The 19,062-nt window shown below is 63.1% G+C and carries 20 protein-coding genes; 1 reads left to right on the forward strand and 19 read right to left on the reverse strand.

Translation table 11 applies throughout. The features are described from left to right. Positions 1-25: 25 nt before the first annotated feature. From DU505_RS01210 to DU505_RS01300, 19 genes are all read right to left on the reverse strand, one after another. Positions 26-1,285, reverse strand: a complete 1,260-nt coding sequence (locus tag DU505_RS01210; protein ID WP_114477164.1) for a beta-ketoacyl-ACP synthase — start codon at positions 1,283-1,285, stop codon at positions 26-28. Then, positions 1,285-2,010: a 3-oxoacyl-ACP reductase FabG gene (gene fabG / locus DU505_RS01215; protein ID WP_114477165.1), complete on the reverse strand. Its 726-nt coding sequence runs from the start codon at positions 2,008-2,010 to the stop codon at positions 1,285-1,287. The genes DU505_RS01210 and fabG overlap by 1 nt, the downstream gene beginning before the upstream one ends. Beyond that, the gene (locus tag DU505_RS01220; protein ID WP_114477166.1) at positions 2,007-2,495 is read right to left on the reverse strand and encodes a hotdog family protein; all 489 of its coding nucleotides are present in this window, start codon (positions 2,493-2,495) and stop codon (positions 2,007-2,009) included. Before DU505_RS01220 ends, fabG begins: the two co-directional genes overlap by 4 nt. Beyond that, on the reverse strand, positions 2,492-3,682 hold the full coding sequence (locus tag DU505_RS01225; RefSeq protein ID WP_114477167.1) for a beta-ketoacyl-[acyl-carrier-protein] synthase family protein: 1,191 nt from the start codon (positions 3,680-3,682) through the stop codon (positions 2,492-2,494). Before DU505_RS01225 ends, DU505_RS01220 begins: the two co-directional genes overlap by 4 nt. After that, the gene (locus tag DU505_RS01230) at positions 3,667-4,239 is read right to left on the reverse strand and encodes a DUF3261 domain-containing protein (RefSeq protein ID WP_114477168.1); all 573 of its coding nucleotides are present in this window, start codon (positions 4,237-4,239) and stop codon (positions 3,667-3,669) included. The genes DU505_RS01225 and DU505_RS01230 overlap by 16 nt, the downstream gene beginning before the upstream one ends. Continuing rightward, positions 4,236-5,528, reverse strand: a complete 1,293-nt coding sequence (locus DU505_RS01235; protein WP_114477169.1) for an NAD(P)/FAD-dependent oxidoreductase — start codon at positions 5,526-5,528, stop codon at positions 4,236-4,238. The genes DU505_RS01230 and DU505_RS01235 overlap by 4 nt, the downstream gene beginning before the upstream one ends. 13 nt (positions 5,529-5,541) lie before the next feature. Further along, positions 5,542-7,845 (reverse strand): MMPL family transporter, encoded by a 2,304-nt coding sequence (locus tag DU505_RS01240; RefSeq protein WP_114477170.1) that lies wholly within the window; start codon positions 7,843-7,845, stop codon positions 5,542-5,544. Next, entirely contained in the window at positions 7,842-8,402 is a 561-nt protein-coding gene (locus tag DU505_RS01245; protein WP_114477171.1) for a LolA-related protein, read from the reverse strand. The genes DU505_RS01240 and DU505_RS01245 overlap by 4 nt, the downstream gene beginning before the upstream one ends. After that, positions 8,399-8,839, reverse strand: coding sequence for an acyl-CoA thioesterase (locus DU505_RS01250; protein ID WP_114477172.1), 441 nt, complete (start codon positions 8,837-8,839; stop codon positions 8,399-8,401). Before DU505_RS01250 ends, DU505_RS01245 begins: the two co-directional genes overlap by 4 nt. Continuing rightward, positions 8,829-10,400, reverse strand: a complete 1,572-nt coding sequence (locus tag DU505_RS01255) for an HAL/PAL/TAL family ammonia-lyase (RefSeq protein WP_114477173.1) — start codon at positions 10,398-10,400, stop codon at positions 8,829-8,831. The genes DU505_RS01250 and DU505_RS01255 overlap by 11 nt, the downstream gene beginning before the upstream one ends. After that, a complete protein-coding gene (locus DU505_RS01260) occupies positions 10,384-11,325 on the reverse strand; it encodes an LpxL/LpxP family acyltransferase (protein WP_114477174.1) in 942 nt (313 codons plus the stop codon). Before DU505_RS01260 ends, DU505_RS01255 begins: the two co-directional genes overlap by 17 nt. Further along, positions 11,322-12,080 (reverse strand): glycosyltransferase family 2 protein, encoded by a 759-nt coding sequence (locus tag DU505_RS01265; RefSeq protein ID WP_114477175.1) that lies wholly within the window; start codon positions 12,078-12,080, stop codon positions 11,322-11,324. Before DU505_RS01265 ends, DU505_RS01260 begins: the two co-directional genes overlap by 4 nt. Further along, positions 12,073-13,767 (reverse strand): ApeI family dehydratase, encoded by a 1,695-nt coding sequence (locus tag DU505_RS01270; RefSeq protein WP_114477176.1) that lies wholly within the window; start codon positions 13,765-13,767, stop codon positions 12,073-12,075. The genes DU505_RS01265 and DU505_RS01270 overlap by 8 nt, the downstream gene beginning before the upstream one ends. After that, a complete protein-coding gene (locus DU505_RS01275) occupies positions 13,764-14,270 on the reverse strand; it encodes a COG4648 family protein (RefSeq protein WP_114477177.1) in 507 nt (168 codons plus the stop codon). Before DU505_RS01275 ends, DU505_RS01270 begins: the two co-directional genes overlap by 4 nt. A gap of 33 nt (positions 14,271-14,303) precedes the next feature. Beyond that, a complete protein-coding gene (locus tag DU505_RS01280; protein WP_479688571.1) occupies positions 14,304-14,570 on the reverse strand; it encodes an acyl carrier protein in 267 nt (88 codons plus the stop codon). After that, positions 14,560-14,832, reverse strand: a complete 273-nt coding sequence (locus tag DU505_RS01285; protein WP_114477179.1) for a phosphopantetheine-binding protein — start codon at positions 14,830-14,832, stop codon at positions 14,560-14,562. The genes DU505_RS01280 and DU505_RS01285 overlap by 11 nt, the downstream gene beginning before the upstream one ends. Then, positions 14,801-15,592, reverse strand: coding sequence for a lysophospholipid acyltransferase family protein (locus DU505_RS01290; RefSeq protein ID WP_114477180.1), 792 nt, complete (start codon positions 15,590-15,592; stop codon positions 14,801-14,803). The genes DU505_RS01285 and DU505_RS01290 overlap by 32 nt, the downstream gene beginning before the upstream one ends. Continuing rightward, positions 15,589-16,257, reverse strand: a complete 669-nt coding sequence (locus DU505_RS01295) for a beta-ketoacyl synthase chain length factor (RefSeq protein ID WP_245947733.1) — start codon at positions 16,255-16,257, stop codon at positions 15,589-15,591. Before DU505_RS01295 ends, DU505_RS01290 begins: the two co-directional genes overlap by 4 nt. A 222-nt stretch (positions 16,258-16,479) precedes the next feature. Beyond that, a complete protein-coding gene (locus DU505_RS01300; protein ID WP_114477182.1) occupies positions 16,480-17,334 on the reverse strand; it encodes a MurR/RpiR family transcriptional regulator in 855 nt (284 codons plus the stop codon). A 219-nt stretch (positions 17,335-17,553) separates the two neighbouring features. Between DU505_RS01300 and zwf the strand changes: the two genes are divergently transcribed. After that, complete coding sequence (zwf, locus tag DU505_RS01305) at positions 17,554-19,062, forward strand: glucose-6-phosphate dehydrogenase (protein WP_114477183.1); 1,509 nt, start codon at positions 17,554-17,556, stop codon at positions 19,060-19,062.

Raw genomic sequence — 19,062 nt, forward strand, 5'->3', positions numbered from 1 at the left:
TCGATGCCATCATTGTTCCTTCTCATCAAGTCCAGCGGCGAAAGATCAAGGAGGTATTGATCCCGCCAAAGGCGAAGTTGTTGCTCATCACATATTCACAGTCGATGTGACGTGCCTCACCACGAAGGTAATCGAGTTCGGCACATGCGGGATCGGGGCAGTCGAGATTGGTCGTCGCGTGAAACCAACCTTCGCGCATCATCTCGATGGCCACCCAAGCCTCCAGTGCGCCACAGGCCCCCAGTGTGTGTCCGGTGAAGCTCTTGAAGGCACTGATCGGCATGCGCTTGCCGAATACCTCGTGGGTGGCATGGCTCTCGGCGATATCGCCGCGATCCGTGGCCGTGCCATGGGCACTGACATAACCGATCTGCTGGGGAGCCAGTCCGGCATCGTCCAGCGCCAGGCGGATCGCCTGTTCCATCATGCCGGCATCGGGCTGGGTGACATGGCGTCCGTCGCTGTTGGTACCGAATCCGATCAGCTCTGCGTGAATGGTGGCACCCCGCGCCTGGGCATGCTCGAGATCCTCCAGAATCAAAGTGCCGGCGCCTTCTCCGATCACCAGGCCGTCGCGTTCGCTATCGAAGGGACGAGGCGAGGCGTGGGGAGCATCGTTGCGTGTACTGGTAGCAAAGAGCGTGTCGAACACCGCGGCTTCCGCTGCCGACAGCTCTTCACAGCCGCCAGCGATCATCGCCTTCTGGCGACCGAAGCGGATGGCTTCATAGGCGTAGCCGATACCCTGGCTGCCTGAGGTGCAGGCGCTCGAGGTGGTATGGATGCGTCCGCGTATGCCGAAGAAGACCCCGATGTTGACCGGCGCCGTATGGGCCATCATGCGGATATAGGAGTTGGCGTTCAGCCCGTCGGTGGACTTGTTGATCAGCATGTTGCCGAAATCGGCTACGGCATCGGGTTCACCCGCCGAAGCGCCATAGGCGATGCCCATGTCTCCGCTGGACAGAAGCGGTGAGCCGAGAAGGCCGGCATCCTCGAGCGCCAGCTCGCTGGCGCGGGTGGCCATCTGTGCTCCCCGTCCCATGCTGCGCAATACACGCCGGTGATAGTGCGAGGGCAGGTCGAAATCGTCGACGGGGGCGCCGAGGCGGGTATTGAGACCCTCGTAGACGTTCCAGTCATCGATATGCTGGATGCCGTTCTCAAGACGCTCGAGCCGCGAACGTATGCTGGACCAATCGTTGCCGATGGGAGAGAAACCCGCCATGCCGGTGACCACCACCCGACGGCCGAGGCCGTTGCTACGAAGCCCCTTGCTCGTCATCAGCACATCCCTCCGTTCACGGCAATGACCTGGCGGGTGATGTAGCCGGCATCGTCCGAGCACAGGAAACTCACGGTGGCGGCGACCTCCTCGCTGCTGCCAGTACGACGCATGGGAATCATCCTCAGGGCTTCCTCGGTGACCAGCTCATCGGTCATGTCGGTGTCGATCAAACCCGGGGCCACGCAGTTGACGGTAATGCGGCGCTTGGCCAGTTCCACCGCCAGGGCCTTGACCGCCCCGATCAGGCCGGCCTTGGCGGCGCTGTAGTTGACCTGGCCCCGGTTGCCCATCAGTCCCGAGACCGAGGACATCACCACGATGCGACCCGGCGCTCGGCGGCGGATCATGGGCATGACCAGGGGTTTGACAACGTTGTAGAAGCCATTGAGGTTGGTATGGATAACGCTGTCCCAGTCCTCGTCGGACAGCGCAGGGAAGGCGCCGTCGGCGGTGATGCCCGCATTGCAGATCACACCGTAATAGGCGCCATGTGCCTCTGTGTCCTCCTCGATGGCTTGTCGGGCCGCCTGGCGGTCGGCCACGTCGAAACAGAGTACCCGGGCCGAACGTCCCATGGCTGCTATCTGTTCGGCAACGACATCGGCGGCGTCGCGTCGGTGCCGACAGTGGAGGACGATATCGAAGCCGTCACGGGCCAGTCGCAGGGCGATGGCGCGACCGATGCCGCGGCTCGAGCCGGTGACCAATACGGTATCGGTCATGGGGTGCCCCCTCGTTGGATGGCTTCCAGCGCCTGGAGAGAGTCAGGCTGGAAGACGTTGAGCGTGGCTGAGGCAAGAGAGCGTCCGTCACTGTTGCGCAGTTCGCCCCGAAAAGCGCCCAGGCCGTTGTCGGCACGAAAGTCGAGTGTGACGTGGACGCGTACCGGCTGGTCGAATGCGAACCAGGGCGTTTCACAGTGATAGTGACGAGTTCCGAGCAGGAAGCCGATGCGCGGTTCATCACCCTCACGCACGGCCTGAACGCCGGCCCACGCCGCAACGGCTTGGGCCAGCCACTCGAGACCGACCCAGCCGGGAACGCCCTGGGTATCGGCGAAAAGACCTTCGCGACTTGGGATGACTTCGGCGATCAGGTGCTCTTGGCCGACCTCGAGGAGGGTGTCGAGCAGGCACATACCATGGCGATGTGGCACGAAAGGCACAATCGAACAAGGTGGGCAGGGAGCTGTCGCGGTGACAGTCATGAAAGGCGCTCCATCAGCAGGGCGATATTGTTGCCTCCGAAGGCGAAGGCGTTGCTCATTACTCGGGTCACATCACAGCGTATGGCATCGGCATAGGTCAACGTTGGCAGTTGCGGATCGATCTTGCCGTCATGCACCTGTGGAGGAAGGCGGCGGGCATCCAGGGTCAGCCAGCAGAACGCGGCTTCCAGAGCGCCGCAGGCCCCAAGGGTATGCCCGGTCAGGGCCTTGGTTGAACTGCATGGCAGGTCATGGCCGAAGAGCTGTGCGACGGCCAGTGCTTCCATGCTGTCGTTCTGGCGGGTCGCGGTACCGTGCAGGTTGAGATAATCGATGTTCCCGGGCGACAGGCGCGCCATGTCCAGGGCGGCCTGCATGGCGGCCACGGCGCCCAGGCCGTCTGGCCGCGGTGCCGAAATATGATAGGCATCGCTGGTTTCACCATAACCGCTGAGCTGGATGCCACCGGGCTCTGCGGTGACCAGGAATAACGCGGCGGCTTCGCCGAGATTGATGCCGTCGCGGTTGGCAGAGAATGGCTGACAGGGGTTGTCGCTCAATGCTTCGAGGGATGCGAAGCCGTTGACGGTCAAGCCGCAGAGACTGTCCGCCCCTCCGGCGATGACCGCGTCGCAGGCACCGGTCGCCAGCAGGCGCTTGGCGCTAGCCAGGGCCCGGGCGCTCGAGGTGCAGGCGGTGGACAAGGTATAGGCCGGCCCATCCAAGCCCAGATGCTCGGCGACGAAGCATGCCGGAGAGCCGATTTCGTGGCGCTGGTAGTGGAACGACGCGGGCCAGTTGCCGTCGGGTTGGCGCGCGGCAAGCGCCGTTTCGGTTTCACCGATGCCTGAGGTGCTGGTGCCGAGTATCACGCCGATGCGCGCCCGGGGACGTCGTTGGCGAAAGGCGTCGAGCGTCGGTGACAGTCGCTCCAGCGCCGCGGCCAACAATTGGTTGTTGCGCGAGCGATGTGCCGGCGGCCAAGTGTGGGTTTCGGGAAGTGACGCGGTCACACGTCCCAGCGGTAGCGGGCGACCTGGCGTATAGGCATCGTCGCGCACCAGGGCACGCCGGCCGTTGAATAGTGCGCCGGCAATGGCTACCAGATCATCTCCCAGCGGGCATACCAGGGCGGGTGGCAGGAGCCGACAGGGTTGTCTCTGCAGGGGCGTCAGTCGGTTGGGCATGCGGCTTCGGTCCGGTCGGTGTCATCGCCAAGGGGGGCAATATACAGGCGATAGCCGCCTTCGATATCGTCGATGATACGGCATAGATCGCTACCCGTGATGCGTACCACGGGGCGACCGCGATACTCAATGATGCGCCCAGCGGCGCTATTCCAGAGCTTCCAGTCGCTGTCGCTGAATGCCTGATCCAGCGCGTGAGCGGGCCATAGATTCCAGGCGAGGCGACTGGCGAGCCACTCCGCCGTGAATGGTGGATCGAACGAGTCCTCTTGGCGAAAACGCGCCCCATCCTCATCCACCACCAGGGTCATGAGTCGTTGGCCCTGAGGGCTCAGCAGGGCCAGCTGCAGCGTCCGCTCATCGTGCCGAAGCACGCCGAGCAATCGATGTCGTTCCTCTCGATGGGTGAACGTCAGGCGCTGCGTTCGTGCCTCGATCGCAGGCAGTATGGCCAGTTCGGGCAGCGGTGGATGGGCGGGACGCGTGGCACAACCACTGAACAGTGCCAGCAGGGCGCTCACGAAAGCCAGGATGAGTAACCGGTTGATAACCATCATGAGGTGGGAAAGGCAGAGTCGGGTTCGTTGGTGCAGGCCTCGGCCAGGCTGTTAAGCCGGCGACGACTGGCGTCGACGAAGGGGTTCGTGCAGTCCCAGGCATAGCCGGCAAGCACTGAACTGATCATTGAACGAATGCGCGGGGTCTGTCGTTGGTTGAAGATGATGCGCGGAAGACGGCCATCGTACCAGGCCTCGACAAACTCGCGGAAGGTGGCCACGCCGCGCCGTAACGGCCATTCGAACTGCGTATCCCAATCGATCGCCTCTCCGCCGAGTTGACGTTCGACCAGAGGGGCGGCACGCAGCGCCGAGTCCAGCGCGATGGTCACGCCGGATGAAAATACCGGATCGAGAAACTCCCCGGCGTTGCCCAGCAGTGCGAAGCCAGGACCGTGCAGCTGTGCGACATCGGCTGAGTAGCCCTCCAGTCGACCGGTATCGCGCACTGCTGTCGCACGGGCAAGCAGCGTGGCGAGACGCGGTTCAGCATGGATGAAGTGCCACAGCCGCTCGGAATCGCTCTCGGCGGCGGCATTGATCGTTGCCCGGTCGCCCACTACGCCGACCGAGGCACGCCCGTTACGGAAGGGAATCAGCCAATACCAGACGCCTGCACAGTCGGGATGAAGTCCGATCAGGATCTTGTCGCGATCATGGCGTGGACAATCGATGCGGTCTTCGACATGCGTAAACAGCGCGCAACGCGATTCCAGGGTGGAGGGGCGGGCGAGTCCGGTGAGTCTGGCCAGCACACGGCCATAGCCACTGGCATCGAGCACGAAACGCGCGACGAGGGTGCTGCGCTCACCGCCTGCGTCGGTAATCATCAGGCGGGGGCGGTCGGGATCGGGAATGAATGCATCGACGGTACTGCCGAACCTCACCCTGGCCCCAGCTTGCATGGCACCTTCGATCAGGCGCTGGTCGAAGTCCGCGCGCTCTACCTGCCAGGTGGAGCCGGGGCCGGAGGTGAATTTGTCGCGAAAGTCGATGGCTGCATGCTGGCCGCGCCAGGTGAAGGCGGCGCCATTCTTGACCTGGTAGTCACCTGCCTGGGCGGCCTCGAGCAGGCCGCAGGCCTCGAGGTGAACCATGCATTGCGGCAGGAGGCTTTCGCCGATCGAAAAGCGCGGGAAAAGATCGCGTTCGATGACCTCCACGGCTAGCCCCCGTCGCGCCAGCCAGGCTGCAGCTGCCGCACCGGAAGGCCCGGCACCGATGATCGCGACATCGGTGGTCGCGTGGCTTGATTGTGCCGTACTTGATGATATCTCGGCATCTGGCATGAGCTCGGTACCCCTATCTTGCATCGTGAATGGCATGCGTGGATGCATCACGCCGTGTGCGTGCTCTGGCGAAAGGTACCAATGCCCAGGTTGCTGCGAGGCCCACCAGGCAGGTTACCCCAAGAAAGTGCAGCGCTGGGGTGGCGCTGAATGCCAGCAGGCCGAATGCCAGCAGGCTAGAACCGCAAGACAGGCTGATTGCCAGCCATGCCGCCGAGCTGTCGGGATGCTCAGTGCTGAAGATTCCGGCATCCAGGCCAATCCCCAGCACCAGCAGCAGTCCCAGCAGGTGAAACAGCGTCAGGCCGACTCCCAGAGCACCGAGCAGTGCCAGTGTCGCCACCACGGCGCCCAGCGGTGGCAGCAGCACGCGCCAGGCCCGGCCGCGGTAGCGCCAACCGAACACGAGGGCCAGTCCTGCCATCGCGGCGGCGAGCCACAGAGCAATGGTGTTGCGTAGTTCTGCCAGGTGGGAGGAGAGGGCCGCCACCCGATCCTCATAGTGAACGTGCGCTGCATCGGCGAGCCGGGCCAAGGCCTGCCTGGCGATGTCATCGGCGTCCCCCAACACGACCAGCGCCGCTGACTCATCGCCATCGGCCATTGAATCTTCACCGAGCCACAACCTGTTATCGGCATGTCCCATCGGCATCTTGAGCCACTCTTCGGATGTCAGCACAGGCACCGAGTCCAGGTTTGCCATGGCCGATTCCTGAAGCTGCCCCGGGAGGCCCGCGCGTTCGATCAGTAGCGGCAGTGCGTTGGCATAGGCCTGGCGTACCCTGGTCAGGTTGGCTTGCTGGGTGGCGGGTGAAGGTACCACTTGGGCAAGGTGACGATAACCGGCCAAATGGCCCTGTTCGCTCAAAGTCGCCAGCGGGATATCGAGCGCTTCCAGCCGCTCCAGCAGGGTGTCCTCCCGATCGGCTGTGACGATCAAGTAGTGGTTGCCGGAAGGCTGTTGCAGCAGTGCCTGCACGCGCTGCTGCTCGAGGATCAGCTGAGGGGGAGATGGATTGAGCTGTCGCAGGTCGTTGTCGGCGGTCAGGTGCAAGGCCACGGTTGCGAACGCCGCCACACCGAGGATGGCCAGTACGCTCCAGCGTAGCGGTGCTCTCAGGGGTAGGCGCAGGCGGTCGAGACGTTCAGCCAGCTTGGCCGTGGCCGGATGTGGGTGTGGTACCCAATGCGGCAGCCACAGGCGTACGGTTAGCCAGGCGCCAAGCAGGCCCAGGGCGGCAAACGTCGCCATTTGATGCAACCCCGGTAGCGGCGTGGCGAGCTGGATGAGATAGGCCGCCAGGCTCGACACCAGCCCCATCCCCAGCCCGGGCCAGAGTGCCTTCAGAGGTCGCACGGGTGACAGCAGCCGTGCGCATTGCAGGTGCAGGGCATAATCGACGGCAATGCCGATCAGGCTGGCGCCGAACGCGAGCGTCAACAGGTTGAGCGTACCGTACAGGGCCCAGGTCAGCGGTAGCGCAAACAGCAGTCCGCTGGCCACGGGCAGCAGCAGGCTGAACAGTGTGCTACCGCGGCGAAAGACTCCCCACAGCAGCAGCAAGATCCCGAGAAGAGAGCCCAGGCCGATCGTGGAGATTTCACGCTTGGCCTGATTGGCACCGAAAGCGGCATGGAAGACCAGGCCTCCCCGCAGTAGCTCGGCCTCGGGGTAAGCTTCACGGAACCCGGCCAGGGCCTCGACCAATGACCGCTGCAACGACATGTCATAAGGGCTGGCGCCCAGTTGGCCGCTGATCAGGAACCAGTGGCCCCCCTCGGCGGCGACGGCCGCCAGGCCATCCACCGGGCGGACCGGGCCGTCCAGCACCCGGGATAGCCAGGCGTCGAGCAAGCCGAAGGGATCACGGAGCAGGTCGACGTCGCTGCCGGGAGAGAACAGGCGCGACAGGGCGCGTTGTGTCCAGGCCGAGTCGTCGGCTCGGGCCATGGGCTCGGTCAAGAGGCGATAGCGGTAGGCCGCCAGGTCCCGGTCGGGGCGCTCGGTGGCGTCGTCGAATGTCGCGACGCTGCCTGATGCCTCGAGCCGTTGCCTGAGGTCATCTACCAGGTGAGCCGGATTCTCTCCCCTGAGCAGTATGACAAAGCGATCCTCGAAGGCTTGTGTCAGCCGGTGCTCGGCCTGTTCGATCAGCGGTGTCTGGCGTGTCTCCGGCAATAGCGCGGTGATACGGGTATCGAAAGGCGCGGCATTCCGTATCTGGCTGGCAAGCAGCAGGGCACAGCCCAGCAGCAGCAAGGCCCAGAGCCAGGCGACGAAACGTTCGTTCCGTGTTGGCTGAGACGGCTCTCTCACGGTGGGGGGCTGCTCTGGTCCAGGCTATCGCAGTCGACCGGCGTCAGGCTCAGCTCGAGACGATCGCCATCGCGAAAGGTGATATCGAGTTGTTCGACGTGATCCCCACCGTGCACCTTCAACTGCGAGAGATGCTCGTCGAGGGCGTCGACGGGGGTCAGGTCGGCCCGCCAGCCATCCCGCTCATCCTCGAGGACAATGGTGAAATGACGCTCCAGCGTCTGCCAGTCTCCGGCCAGCAGGCTGGTGAAGACAGGCAGGATCAGCTGGAAGCTCATCGGCAGCTCGTCGCTCTCTTCGCTCAGGTGCAAGCTCTCTTGGATGGGGCTCAAGGTGTGCCAGCTCAGGCCGTCCGCCTCGCGCCGAAAATAGCCGCGGCTCTTGAGGGATGCCTCCAGGTCTGCCAGCCATCGCCTTTGTTCGAAGGTGGCGCACTGGGGGGCATGGTTGGACAGGCGTTCGGCGAGCGCATCGGCATCCGGAGCGGCCCATGCTGGCTGGCCGGCGCTCAGCAGCAGACCAAGGCAAGCGGTCTTCATGGAGTGACGCATCGTCATCGATTGGCCTCCTGCCAGGCGCATATCCGCTCGACCAGGACCGGCGGTGACGCCAGGCGCATCTCGCGGTCCTCGAGACCCACGGCAACCTGAACGCTCCAGGCGCGAGTCAAGCGCCGGCGAGTTTCCCCATCTCGAATGGTGTAGTCGATCTTGAGGCGATGCTCCCATTCGCTGAGGCGAGCCTCGATGGCGATGCGCTGGGCGAACACCGCCGGGGCGGCATAGCGCAGGCGCAGGTCGATTACCGGCCAGGCGAATCCCGACTCGCTCATCTGCGGGTAGTTGTAGTCGATGGCGTCGAGCAGCGTGCAGCGCGCGATCTCCAGGTAGCGGACGTAGTGGCCATGCCAGGCCACCTGCATCATGTCGATATCGTGGAAAGGGATCGTCAGCACTGTCTCGGCACGCGGCAAAGGGCGATCGTCAGGCGTCATACAGGCTCCAGCGGCGTTCGCGGATCAGGTCGCAGAGGGTGCGTAGTTCGGCTTCCAGGGCGCGGTCTTCGACCAGCGGCGGAATGTGCGTGCGGCAGGCGTCGAGAAACACGGCAAGCTGTTCGGGCAGTGGCCTGGCGCCTGCTTGACGGCTGCGCAGCTCGACACCCTGGCAGGCGGCATGCAGGCTGGCGGCAGCGACCTGCTCGACCAGCGTCAGAATTCGCAGTGCGTCACGCGCGGCAATGGTGCCCATGCTGACCTTGTCCTGATTGTGACACTCCGTGGAGCGTGAGAAGACGCTGGCCGGCATGGTCAGCTTGAGCGCTTCTGCGGTCCATGCCGAGGCACCGATCTGCACGGCCTTGTAGCCATGGTTGAGGGCGGCACGCTCCGGCGTGGCTCCACTCAGGTTGCTGGGCAGGCCGTGGTTGAAACGGGTGTCGACCAGCAGCGCCAACTGGCGGTCTAGCAGGTCGGCCAGATTGGCACTGGCCTGCTTGAGACCATCCATGGCGAAGGCGACATGGCCGCCGTAGAAATGGCCTCCGTGCATGACCTTGCCGGCCTCGGCATCGATCAACGGGTTGTCGTTGGCGCTATTGAGCTCGGTCTCGAGGAACTGGCGCCACCAGGGCAGGGAGTCTTCCACGACGCCGATCACGTGGGGGGCGCAGCGCGTCGAGTAGCGGTCCTGCAGGCGCGGCGAATTGCGTGGCGTACGGGGGGCATGCAGGTCGTCGCGCAGCCTTGCGGCCACCTGATTCTGCCCAGGGTGCGGCTTGGCGGCGAACAGGTCGGCATCGAAGTGATAGGGGTTCCCATCCAGGGCATAGACCGTAAGGGCAGTGATCCGCGTGGCGAGCCGTGCCAGGTAGGCGGTGCGAGCGAAGGCGAACACCCCCAGCGCGGTCATCACGGCGGTGCCGTTCATCAGCGCCAGGCCCTCCTTGGGCTTCAGGCGATAGGGCACAAGATTGTGCTCGGCGAAGACCTCCGCGGTGGGGCGACGCCGGCCTCGATCGAAGACCTCGCGCTCGCCGCATAGTGCCGCGGCGAGGTACGACAACGGGGTCAGATCGCCGCTGGCGCCGACCGACCCCTCTTCCGGGATGACCGGCACGATGTCATGTTCGAGCAGCCACACCAGGCGTTCGAGGAGCTCGACGCTGACGCCCGAGACACCGCGGCACAGCGATACCAGCCGTACCATAACGACTGCACGCGACGCCTCCACCGACAGCACTTCACCCAGGCCACAGCCATGGAAGGTGTACAACTGTCGTGGCAACTGCTCGAGGTCGGCGGCGGAGACTTCACGGGTGCAGGAGTCGCCGTAGCCCGTTGTGACGCCATAGACCACCCCCTCTTCCTTGAGCAGGCGCTCGAGGAAGGCGTTGCCGCGGGCGATATGCGCGCGGAAGTCCGATGCCGTCGACAGCATGACTCGGCGCCGGCCTTCGGCCACCGCCAGTACGTCCTCGAGGGTGACCAGTGAGCCATCCAGCGTGAGGGGAGCGGTGGTAGAGGACTTCACCCGGGGGTCATGGAGTAGGGTCATGGAGGGATCCAGTTTCGTTCAGCCAGAACGGGTAGAAATTGAACCATTGCAGCGGGTGGTCGCGAACCCGCTGGGCCAGTCGGTCGGCATGGCGCTGCATGGCCTCGGCGATCCAACGTTCGCGCTCCCGGCGCCGCAGGTCGCGGGTGTCGTCGAAGGGGTCGAAATCGATCCTGAATGCTCCGTTCTCGCGAACGCAGGCCAGGGTATACAGTGGGCAGCGCAGCAGGGCGGCCAGCCGGAACGGACCTTCGGGGAAGAGCGCCGGGGCGCCGAGGAAGTCGAGGCGACGGCTGCGCTCACCGGACAGCGGGAGCCGATCGGCGGCAATGACGACATAGCCCCCAGCATTGATACGCTCGGCCAGGCACTGGGCGGTAGCCGGGGTGATCTCGTCGACCTCGAGTACATGCGGCCGGCGTCGTCCCGTTACGCGTTCGAGCAGTGCATTGAACTTGCGTGCGTTGCGAGTGTGCATCATCACCGTCAGGTCGAGGCCAGGATGACGCTCGGCCAGCGCATTGACCACGTCGAGATTGCCGTGGTGGGCGACCAGGATCAGGCCGCCTTGCCCGGTGTCGATGGTGGCGCTGAAACGCGCGATGCCGCTACCGACCAGCCGCTCGTCGGCGATATCGCCGCTCCAGGCGGCGACCTTGTCCATCAGGGCATCGGCGAAGGCCAGGAAGTGGCGATAGCCGAGCCACAGCCGCTTGCCTGGGTGCCGGGCAAGCACCGGGTCGAGGCGCAGCAGGTAGGCCTGGGAGGCGCGTCGAGCCGTGCCATGCAGCAGGAAGTACCATAGCATGATCGGCCACAGCAGCAGCCGAAACGGCCAGCGGCCCAGGCGCCTTTGCGTGACCACCATCAGATGCATGCCGGCAATGCTACCGCGCTCTCCGATCCGCGCCCAATGATGGCTCATGACCTGGCCTCCGCGGGCGCGCTTCGCCAACGCCTGGACAGCAGGCGGGGCAGGCGCAGCAGCATGCCGCAGAACAGCTTGGCATGCATGAGGCTGATCTGGCGGTTGTCGCGCCACAGGGCGAAATGACTTACGCCGTCATGGGGGTAGTGCACGTGCACCGGCAGGTTGCGTAGGGCACCGCCAGCCCAGTGCCAGCGCACCAGGACCTCGGTATCGAAGGTCATGCGATCGCCGCACGGGTGCCTGGCCAGTAACCGGTTGAGGGATTCGACCGGATAGAGGCGGACGCCACACATGGAGTCGCGGATATCCATGGACAGGGTATTGATCCACACCCATACGTGGGTCGCGTAGCGGCCGTACAGGCGTGCACGAGGGACGCTGGCATCATAGCGTGGGTAGCCGATCACGAGGGCGTCCGGCGTACTATCGAGCGTTGCCAGGAAGCCGGGAAGGTCCTTGCTGGCGTGCTGGCCATCGGCATCGACCTGCAAGGCATGGGTGTAGCCCAGCCGCTGGACCTCCTTGAGTCCGGCGCGTACCGACGCCCCCTTGCCGTGGTTGGTGTCCAGGCGCAGCAGGTGATGACCATCTTCGGCAAGGCGGTCGAGTTCGGCTGCACACTCGGCGTGACTGCCATCGTCGACCAGCACGACCGGTAGCCCCAGGGCACCCAGTTCGGCGCATACCGCGCCGATGGTGGCAGGGTGGTTGTAGACGGGTACCAGGGCACAGGGATGCGGTTCAGCCATGAGGGGCTCCGGTCCCATCCCGGGATTGCAGCCGGACACGCCCGGCGCAGTGCCGACCCTCGCTGGACTCGAAGGCGAAGGCGATGCCATCCCCGCGCCGCGTCAGCTCGAGCGTGAAGCGTATCCCGGGTTGCAACGGGCGCTGGAACTTCAGGCGCTCGAGGCCCTGGAAGTCGCCCTGTAGCCCGAAGCTCTCGCGGGCCAGTTCGATGGCCCATTGCACCATGACCACTCCGGGTACCAAGGGGTATTCCTCGAAATGGCCCTCGAGGTATATCAGGCGCTCCGGAACCTCAAGGGTCAGGGTGCAGATGTCGGCGCCCGAGCGTTGCTCTCCCAGCCAGCGTGGCATTCGATTGTCGTCGAGATCGGCAAAGAGTCGCTTGATCAGTCCACGATCGAGCTTGCCCAGATTGTTGCTGGGCATGGCGTCGACGCAGCGCCAGTAGCGCGGAATGGCCACCGGCTCCATATGTGGCGCCAGCCTGGAGCGCAGACGATGAATCAGCGCACGACGGGTCAAGTGATCATGAGGCATCACGTCGTGGTGCACGGCGATTATTGCTCCCAGTCGTCCGTCATCGCGACCGAGGTCCACGCAGCGGGCTTCAACCATTTCCGGAGCCTCTACCAGGAGGCCTTCGATATGTGTCAGCGAGACGCGTTTTCCCGCGACCTTGACCAGGCGATCAGCTCGACCCAACAGCTTGAAGCCGTTGGCCGTGGGCAAGACGCGGTCGGGTTGATGCCACCACGCTTCGGGCTTTTCGAGAAATGGCGAACGAACCTTCATTCGTTCATCTTCCAGCAGCAGGTGCACTCCAGGCAGAGGCTGCCAGGCGTTGTCATGGGCTTGTCGTCGATGGGCGATTCCACCGGTCTCGGTGCTGCCATAGATTTCGATCACCGGCGCCCGCAACAGGCATTCGGCATGGCGGGCATCCGATGCGGAGAGGGGGGCGCCGGAGGAGAACACCCGGCATGGTGCGGCCTGTTCAGTCCATGGCAGGTGTTCGGGGAGACGGGACAGCTGGGCCGGAGAGCTCACCACCACTGCCTTCAGTCCAGCCCTGCCGGCCTCCTCGAGGCGAGCGGCAAGCGCTTCGGGGTAGCGACTGGCATCGTCGCAGAATGGCACGCCGGCACAGAGAGGGTGCAATATCCCGACGAGCAGGCCGTAGATATGCTGGTGGCTAACCTGTGAGATCACCGCGGTGCCGGCCAGGGGCCAGAGTGCGGCGTGGGCGGCCAGCTCTGCATCGAGCTGATCGAAACGCTTGGTCAGTCGTACGGGGTCGCCAGTGGAGCCGGAGGTATAGATCACCACGGCGACAGCGGCAGGCGATGGTGCTAGCGGGGGGGGAAGCGGGTTTTGCGATGCCTCAGGCGTGTCCGGGAGCGTTCCATCGACCTCCTTGATCACTCTCGCCAGGGTCTCCGGGCGGTCGTCGGTGGGCAGCACGGCGATGCGACCACTCTCCCATAGTGCCACCAGAGCGGCACAGAATGCCTCGGGCTGGCGCTGACAGAGTAACCATTTGCCAGCGGGCCGGCCGTCAAGCCATCGTCTCCACGCATCGACACGCTCGATCAAGGTAGTCGGCGTGGCCCATGGCTTGATCAGGCTTTGCGTACTCTTGCACAAGGGGCGTCGCCAGGGCGCCTGGTCAAGGGGGATGAAGGTCATGTCAAGGCTCTCCGCAGTTTCTGGCGCAGCAGCCATTCACCGCCGAACATCAGGCCGATCAGCCCATAGCTGATGACGCCATTGTACAGCGACCATATGGCTAGCTCGGCGTAGAGCGCGGTCCAGAAGGCCACGCTGCCGTTGGCGACAAAGAACACACACCAGGCCCAGGTCACCCGGCGGGTATAGCGTACGCCGGCTGCCGACAATTCGGGCTCGCGCAGACGGGCCAGCCGTTCAACAATGGGCGTGCCCCATTTCAGGCTGGACAAGAACAGGGTCAGCATGATGGCATTCACAGCAACCGGGTAGGCGCGCATGCCGAGTTCGGCTTGCCCCATTGCGCCTACGCCAAGCAAAAGCGCCGCCGCGGTAATTGACAACAGGCGTGCCTGGGGCATGCGCCAAGCCAGCAAGGTTGCGCCAACGAGCAACAAGGGCCAGCTACCCAGTGTGCCGTGCAAAGCGAACACCATAAGCGGCCAGGCCAGTGCGACAAGCATGCTGAGCCACTCTGTTGTGCGAAACCACATATCTCAGCGCAACATCAGGCGCTCGACGGCCTTGACCACATCGTCGATGGTACGAACCGCCTTGAAGTCCTCCGGATTGATGCGTCGACCGGTAAATTGCTTGAGTTCGACGACCAGGTCCACGGCATCGATACTGTCGATATCAAGATCCTCGTAGAGCCGTGCTTCGGGCTTGATGTCATTGGCCTCGAGTTCGAACAGTTCGACCAAGGTCTTGCGGATATGATTGAAGATCTCGGTGTGATCGACCGTAGAGGTATCAATTGGCACGGCGGGCCTCCACCAGGGCTTGCAAGGCATTCAGGTTTGCGAAGTGACGGCGAGTCTCCTCGGCTTCGGCATCCAGCTTGATACCGAAACGTTTCTGCAGAGCCAAGCCGAGTTCGAGAGCATCAATGGAATCAAGGCCGAGCCCTTCTCCGAATAAGGGGGCGTCGGGATCGATATCGCCAGGGGCGATATCTTCCAGCTCAAGTGTTTCGATAAGCAGATGCTTGAGTTCAAGCGACAGAGTCGTGTGTGTTTCGCTCATGGTTAAGTTGTTCCAGTTCCCTGTTGAAATGGTCACTAAGCCGACGTGTCAACCGTCTTGCGACCTGCCCGGTCGGCTGTTGGTTATCGTCGTTGACAGGCAAGTCGTCGAGTACTCGGATATCGATTCGAACCTTTTGCTCCGGAATGTGGTACCAAGGCTCACCCTTGGTCAGCGTGGTAGGCAAACACTGTATCAGTACCGGGGTGATGGCCGTTCCGGTACGTAAGGCGATATTTGCTCCCCCACGCTTGAAAACGATGGGGTGTTGCGGTGTGGTGCGGGTCCCCTCCGGAAATAGAATGAGCGAATTTCCTTTCAGAAGGCTTTCTCTTGCAGCTTCCAGCACTTTTTCGGGATCTTGGTTAGTAATATAACCGGCTGCACGTATTGGCCCGCGTGTAAAAGGATTGGTGGCCAAGCGTCCCTTGACAATGCAGTCGGCATGGGGGGTGTGTGCCAGCAGAAATATTACATCTATCAGCGATGGATGATTGGCCAATACCAATAGCCCGGGGCGGTGGAGGCGCTCGATATGCTCGAGTCGATAATCCAGTACTCCGAGCCCGCGCATCAGTGAAATAAAACAGCGAAAGCAATTCTGGATCAGGCATCGTGCCAGATATTGACGCCAAGCGGTATCACGCACGACGACCTTCATCAGGGGAACGGCCACTAGGCCAATACCAAGGCCGCCGATGCCGAAGGCTGTAAAAGAGAGTGCCGTGCCAAACCCGCGGCGCCATCTATCCAGGCTCATGTTGTCCCCAGTTCCCACCGGCGCCGTCCCTCCAGGTAGGGGGAGTCGCCATTCAGCCAGCTTATTACCTCGAGAGGCGTGGGATGGGTGGGGTGCGCCGGGTCAGAGGACAGCAATGGCTGTCCTGTGTTCAGCGTCAGTCGGAGGCCGACGGCGCAGGGAATGCCAGGGTGCTCGGTGCACCCGTGGTAGGCCGAGGCGAGCACGCATTCCGAAAAAACGGCGATAACGGCTTGATAGCCTTCTACCAGGTAGCCTTTTGCCTCCGCCAGAATGGCGTCGAATTCGTCGCCGCAAGCACCTAATGCCTGGATGGGTCGGTGATGCTGTCGTGCGATGGAGTGAACGCCCAACAAGGCATTGTGTACTGACATGGAGAAGTGCGTTGGTGATATGGGCTCGCCGCGCTGGAGGGCTTCGAGCATGGCCAGGGAGCGGGTGGTATCGCCGTGCCGAGAGGCGTGCACCAGCGGAAAATCCGAGCCTGGATCGAGGGCAGCGAGTATTTCGCAGGTTGCCCGACCTGCACTGTCGAGGCGGCGCCGCAGCATTGCAGGCAGGTCGTTGCCCGGTTGCGCCGAGATGCGATGACGGGGGTCAGGGGTGGGTGTTGCCTCAGCCGCAATCCAGCCTCGCCAGTCTTCGAGATGTATGGAGAAGGACATTATTGTCATCTCGGCCGGATTAGAAAGAGCGTAATGTTAACGTAGATGAATGGTCATCCAAAATTATACGTAGTTTTTATTTTGTAATGGGTGCGTATAAATCAATATCTCTCTAATTCATGGCCTCAATGCAGCAGTAAGTTTGCATGATTGAAAGATTGTCCACTCGACTTGGTTCGAGTGGGCATGGGGCGACAGACTGGGGTAGTTCGTCTGTGGGGGTCATCCGACCGGATAGCGCGTCTCCAGCAGGCTGTCCTTGATCTTCTTCAGGTGCGGCAGGAAGTCTTCACCGCGACGCAGGGTGACGCCGGTGGCCAGCACGTCGATCAGGGTGAGCTGGATCATTCGCGAGGTCATCGGCATGTAGACGTCGGTATCCTCGGGGGTGGCCACCTCCAGCGTCTCGGTACACTCATTGGCCAGCGGCGAGGCGGGTGCGGTGATACCCAACACCACCGCGCCGCTTTCACGTGCCAGTCGGGCGATGTCGACCAGTTCCCGGGTGCGGCCGGTCCAGGAGATCACCACCACCACGTCACCGGTGTGACAGGCCGCCGCCACCATCCGCTGCATCAGTACGTCCACATAAGACGTGACCGGCAGGTTGAAGCGAAAGAACTTGTGCTGAGCGTCCTGTGCCACCGCGCCCGAGGCGCCGAGGCCGAAGAAGTGGATCTGCTTGGCCTGGATCAAGTAGTCCACCACGCGCTCGATGCGCGCCGGGTCGAGCTCGCGGCTGGCCTCGTCCAGTGCGGCGATGGTGGCACCGAATATCTTGCGTGTGTATTCGGTGGCGCCGTCGCCCGGTTCCACCGCCTGGCTGACATAGGGTGTGCCGCCGGCCAGGCTCTGGGCTAGCTTGATCTTGAAGTCCGGGTAGCCCTTGGCATCGAAGCTTCGGCAGAAACGGTTTACCGTGGGTTCGCTGACGGAAGCCGCCTGGGCCAGGCTGGCGATACTGAGGCCGGTAGCGCGGGAGGGGTCGGCTAGGATGACGTCCGCGACCTTGCGCTCGGAGCGGTTCAGCTCTTCGAGGCGTTGGCGAATACGCTGGAGCAGGTCGTGATTGGCCATGTGGGTCGAGCTCTCCGTGACGGCTTGGCGCAATGCGCCGGCAGCTGGGTGATGTGGTGATTTAACAACATTTTCAGCGCTATCCTAGCGCGAACCCTTATTAGGACGCGAACGATAGCAGAGGGTAAAGGCTTTTTTATAGTAATATTACAGAATATACTTGCTGTAAGGCGTGGCAATGGCGTATTTTTTCCGTAAGTTAACCAGATGGGGGCGTGCATGAATTCACACAAGCGGCTGGAAGACGATAGCCGAGCGGTTGTCGACCTGGCGCTCTTCGGCGCCTTGGGCGATCTTTCGCTGCGCAAGCTCTACCCAGCACTCTACCATCTGGATCGGGAAGGCCTGCTGCACGACGATACCCGCATTCTCGGCCTGGCACGCCAGGAACTGAAGGCCGAAGGCTTTCGCAAGCGGGTCACCGAGGCGCTGCAGACCTACGTCAAGAGCAACGAACTGGATCGTGAGGTGCTCAAGCGCTTCATGGCGCGCCTCGATTACCGGCAGCTGGACTTCGGTACCGCAGAAGGCTACCAGGCCATCGCCGAGTGGCGCTCGGCCGTAAGCCACGAGACCGTGATCTGTCCTTTGGTGGTCTATCTGGCGGTGCCGGCCAGCCTTTACGGCGAAATCTGCCAGCACCTGCAGGGCAGTGGCAGCCTGGATGAGCTGTCGCGGGTCGTGGTCGAAAAGCCGATCGGTTACGACTACGAAACCTCCTGCGAAATCAACGACGCTATCGGCTCGGTATTTCCCGAGTCCCGCGTCTATCGCATCGATCACTACCTGGGCAAGGAGACGGTCCAGAACCTGATCGCCCTGCGCTTCGCCAATCCGCTGTTCGGCACCCAGTGGAACCAGAACAATATCTCCCATGTGGAGATCACCGTGGCCGAGCAGGTCGGTATCGAGGGCCGCTGGGGCTACTTCGACAAGGCGGGACAGCTTCGCGACATGGTCCAGAATCACCTGCTGCAGCTGGTCTGTCTGATCGCCATGGACCCCCCGGCCAATCTTGATGCCGACGCCATTCGCGACGAGAAGGTCAAGGTGCTGAAGGCGCTGGAGCCCTTCAAGGAGAATGCCCTGGGGCGCGATGTGGTACGAGGCCAGTACATCGCGGGCTCCATCGACGGCCAAGGGGTGCCTGGCTACCTGGAGGAGGAAGGGGCCAACCGCGAGAGCGAGACCGAAACCTTCGTGGCAATGAAGACAGGCGTCGCCAACTGGCGCTGGGCCGGCGTGCCTTTCTACCTGCGCACCGGCAAGCGCATGCCGGAGAAGCTGTCGCAGATCGTCATTCACTTTCGGCAGCAGCCGCACTATATCTTCGACCCGGACCAGCGCAACCTGGCCGCCAACAAGCTGGTCATCCGACTGCAGCCCGACGAGGGTATCGCCCTGGAAGTGCTGACCAAGGACAGCGGCCTGGACAAGGGCATGCGCCTGCGGCGGGGGCCGCTGCACCTGGACTTCGGCAGCGCCTTTCCCAAGGCGCGGATTCCCGATGCCTACGAGCGCCTGCTGCTCGAGGTGATAAAGGGGCAGCAGTACCTCTTCGTACGCCGCGACGAAGTCGAGCACGCCTGGCACTGGTGCGATAGCCTGATTGCGGCATGGAAGAGCCAGGGCGATCCACCCCGGCGCTATCCGGCAGGTTCCTGGGGGCCGGTGGCTTCCATTGCCATGATCACCCAGGATGGCCGCAGCTGGTACGAGGATTACTGA

Origin of the sequence: Billgrantia montanilacus (genome assembly GCF_003336675.1) — a bacterium.
Lineage (GTDB): Bacteria > Pseudomonadota > Gammaproteobacteria > Pseudomonadales > Halomonadaceae > Halomonas > Halomonas montanilacus.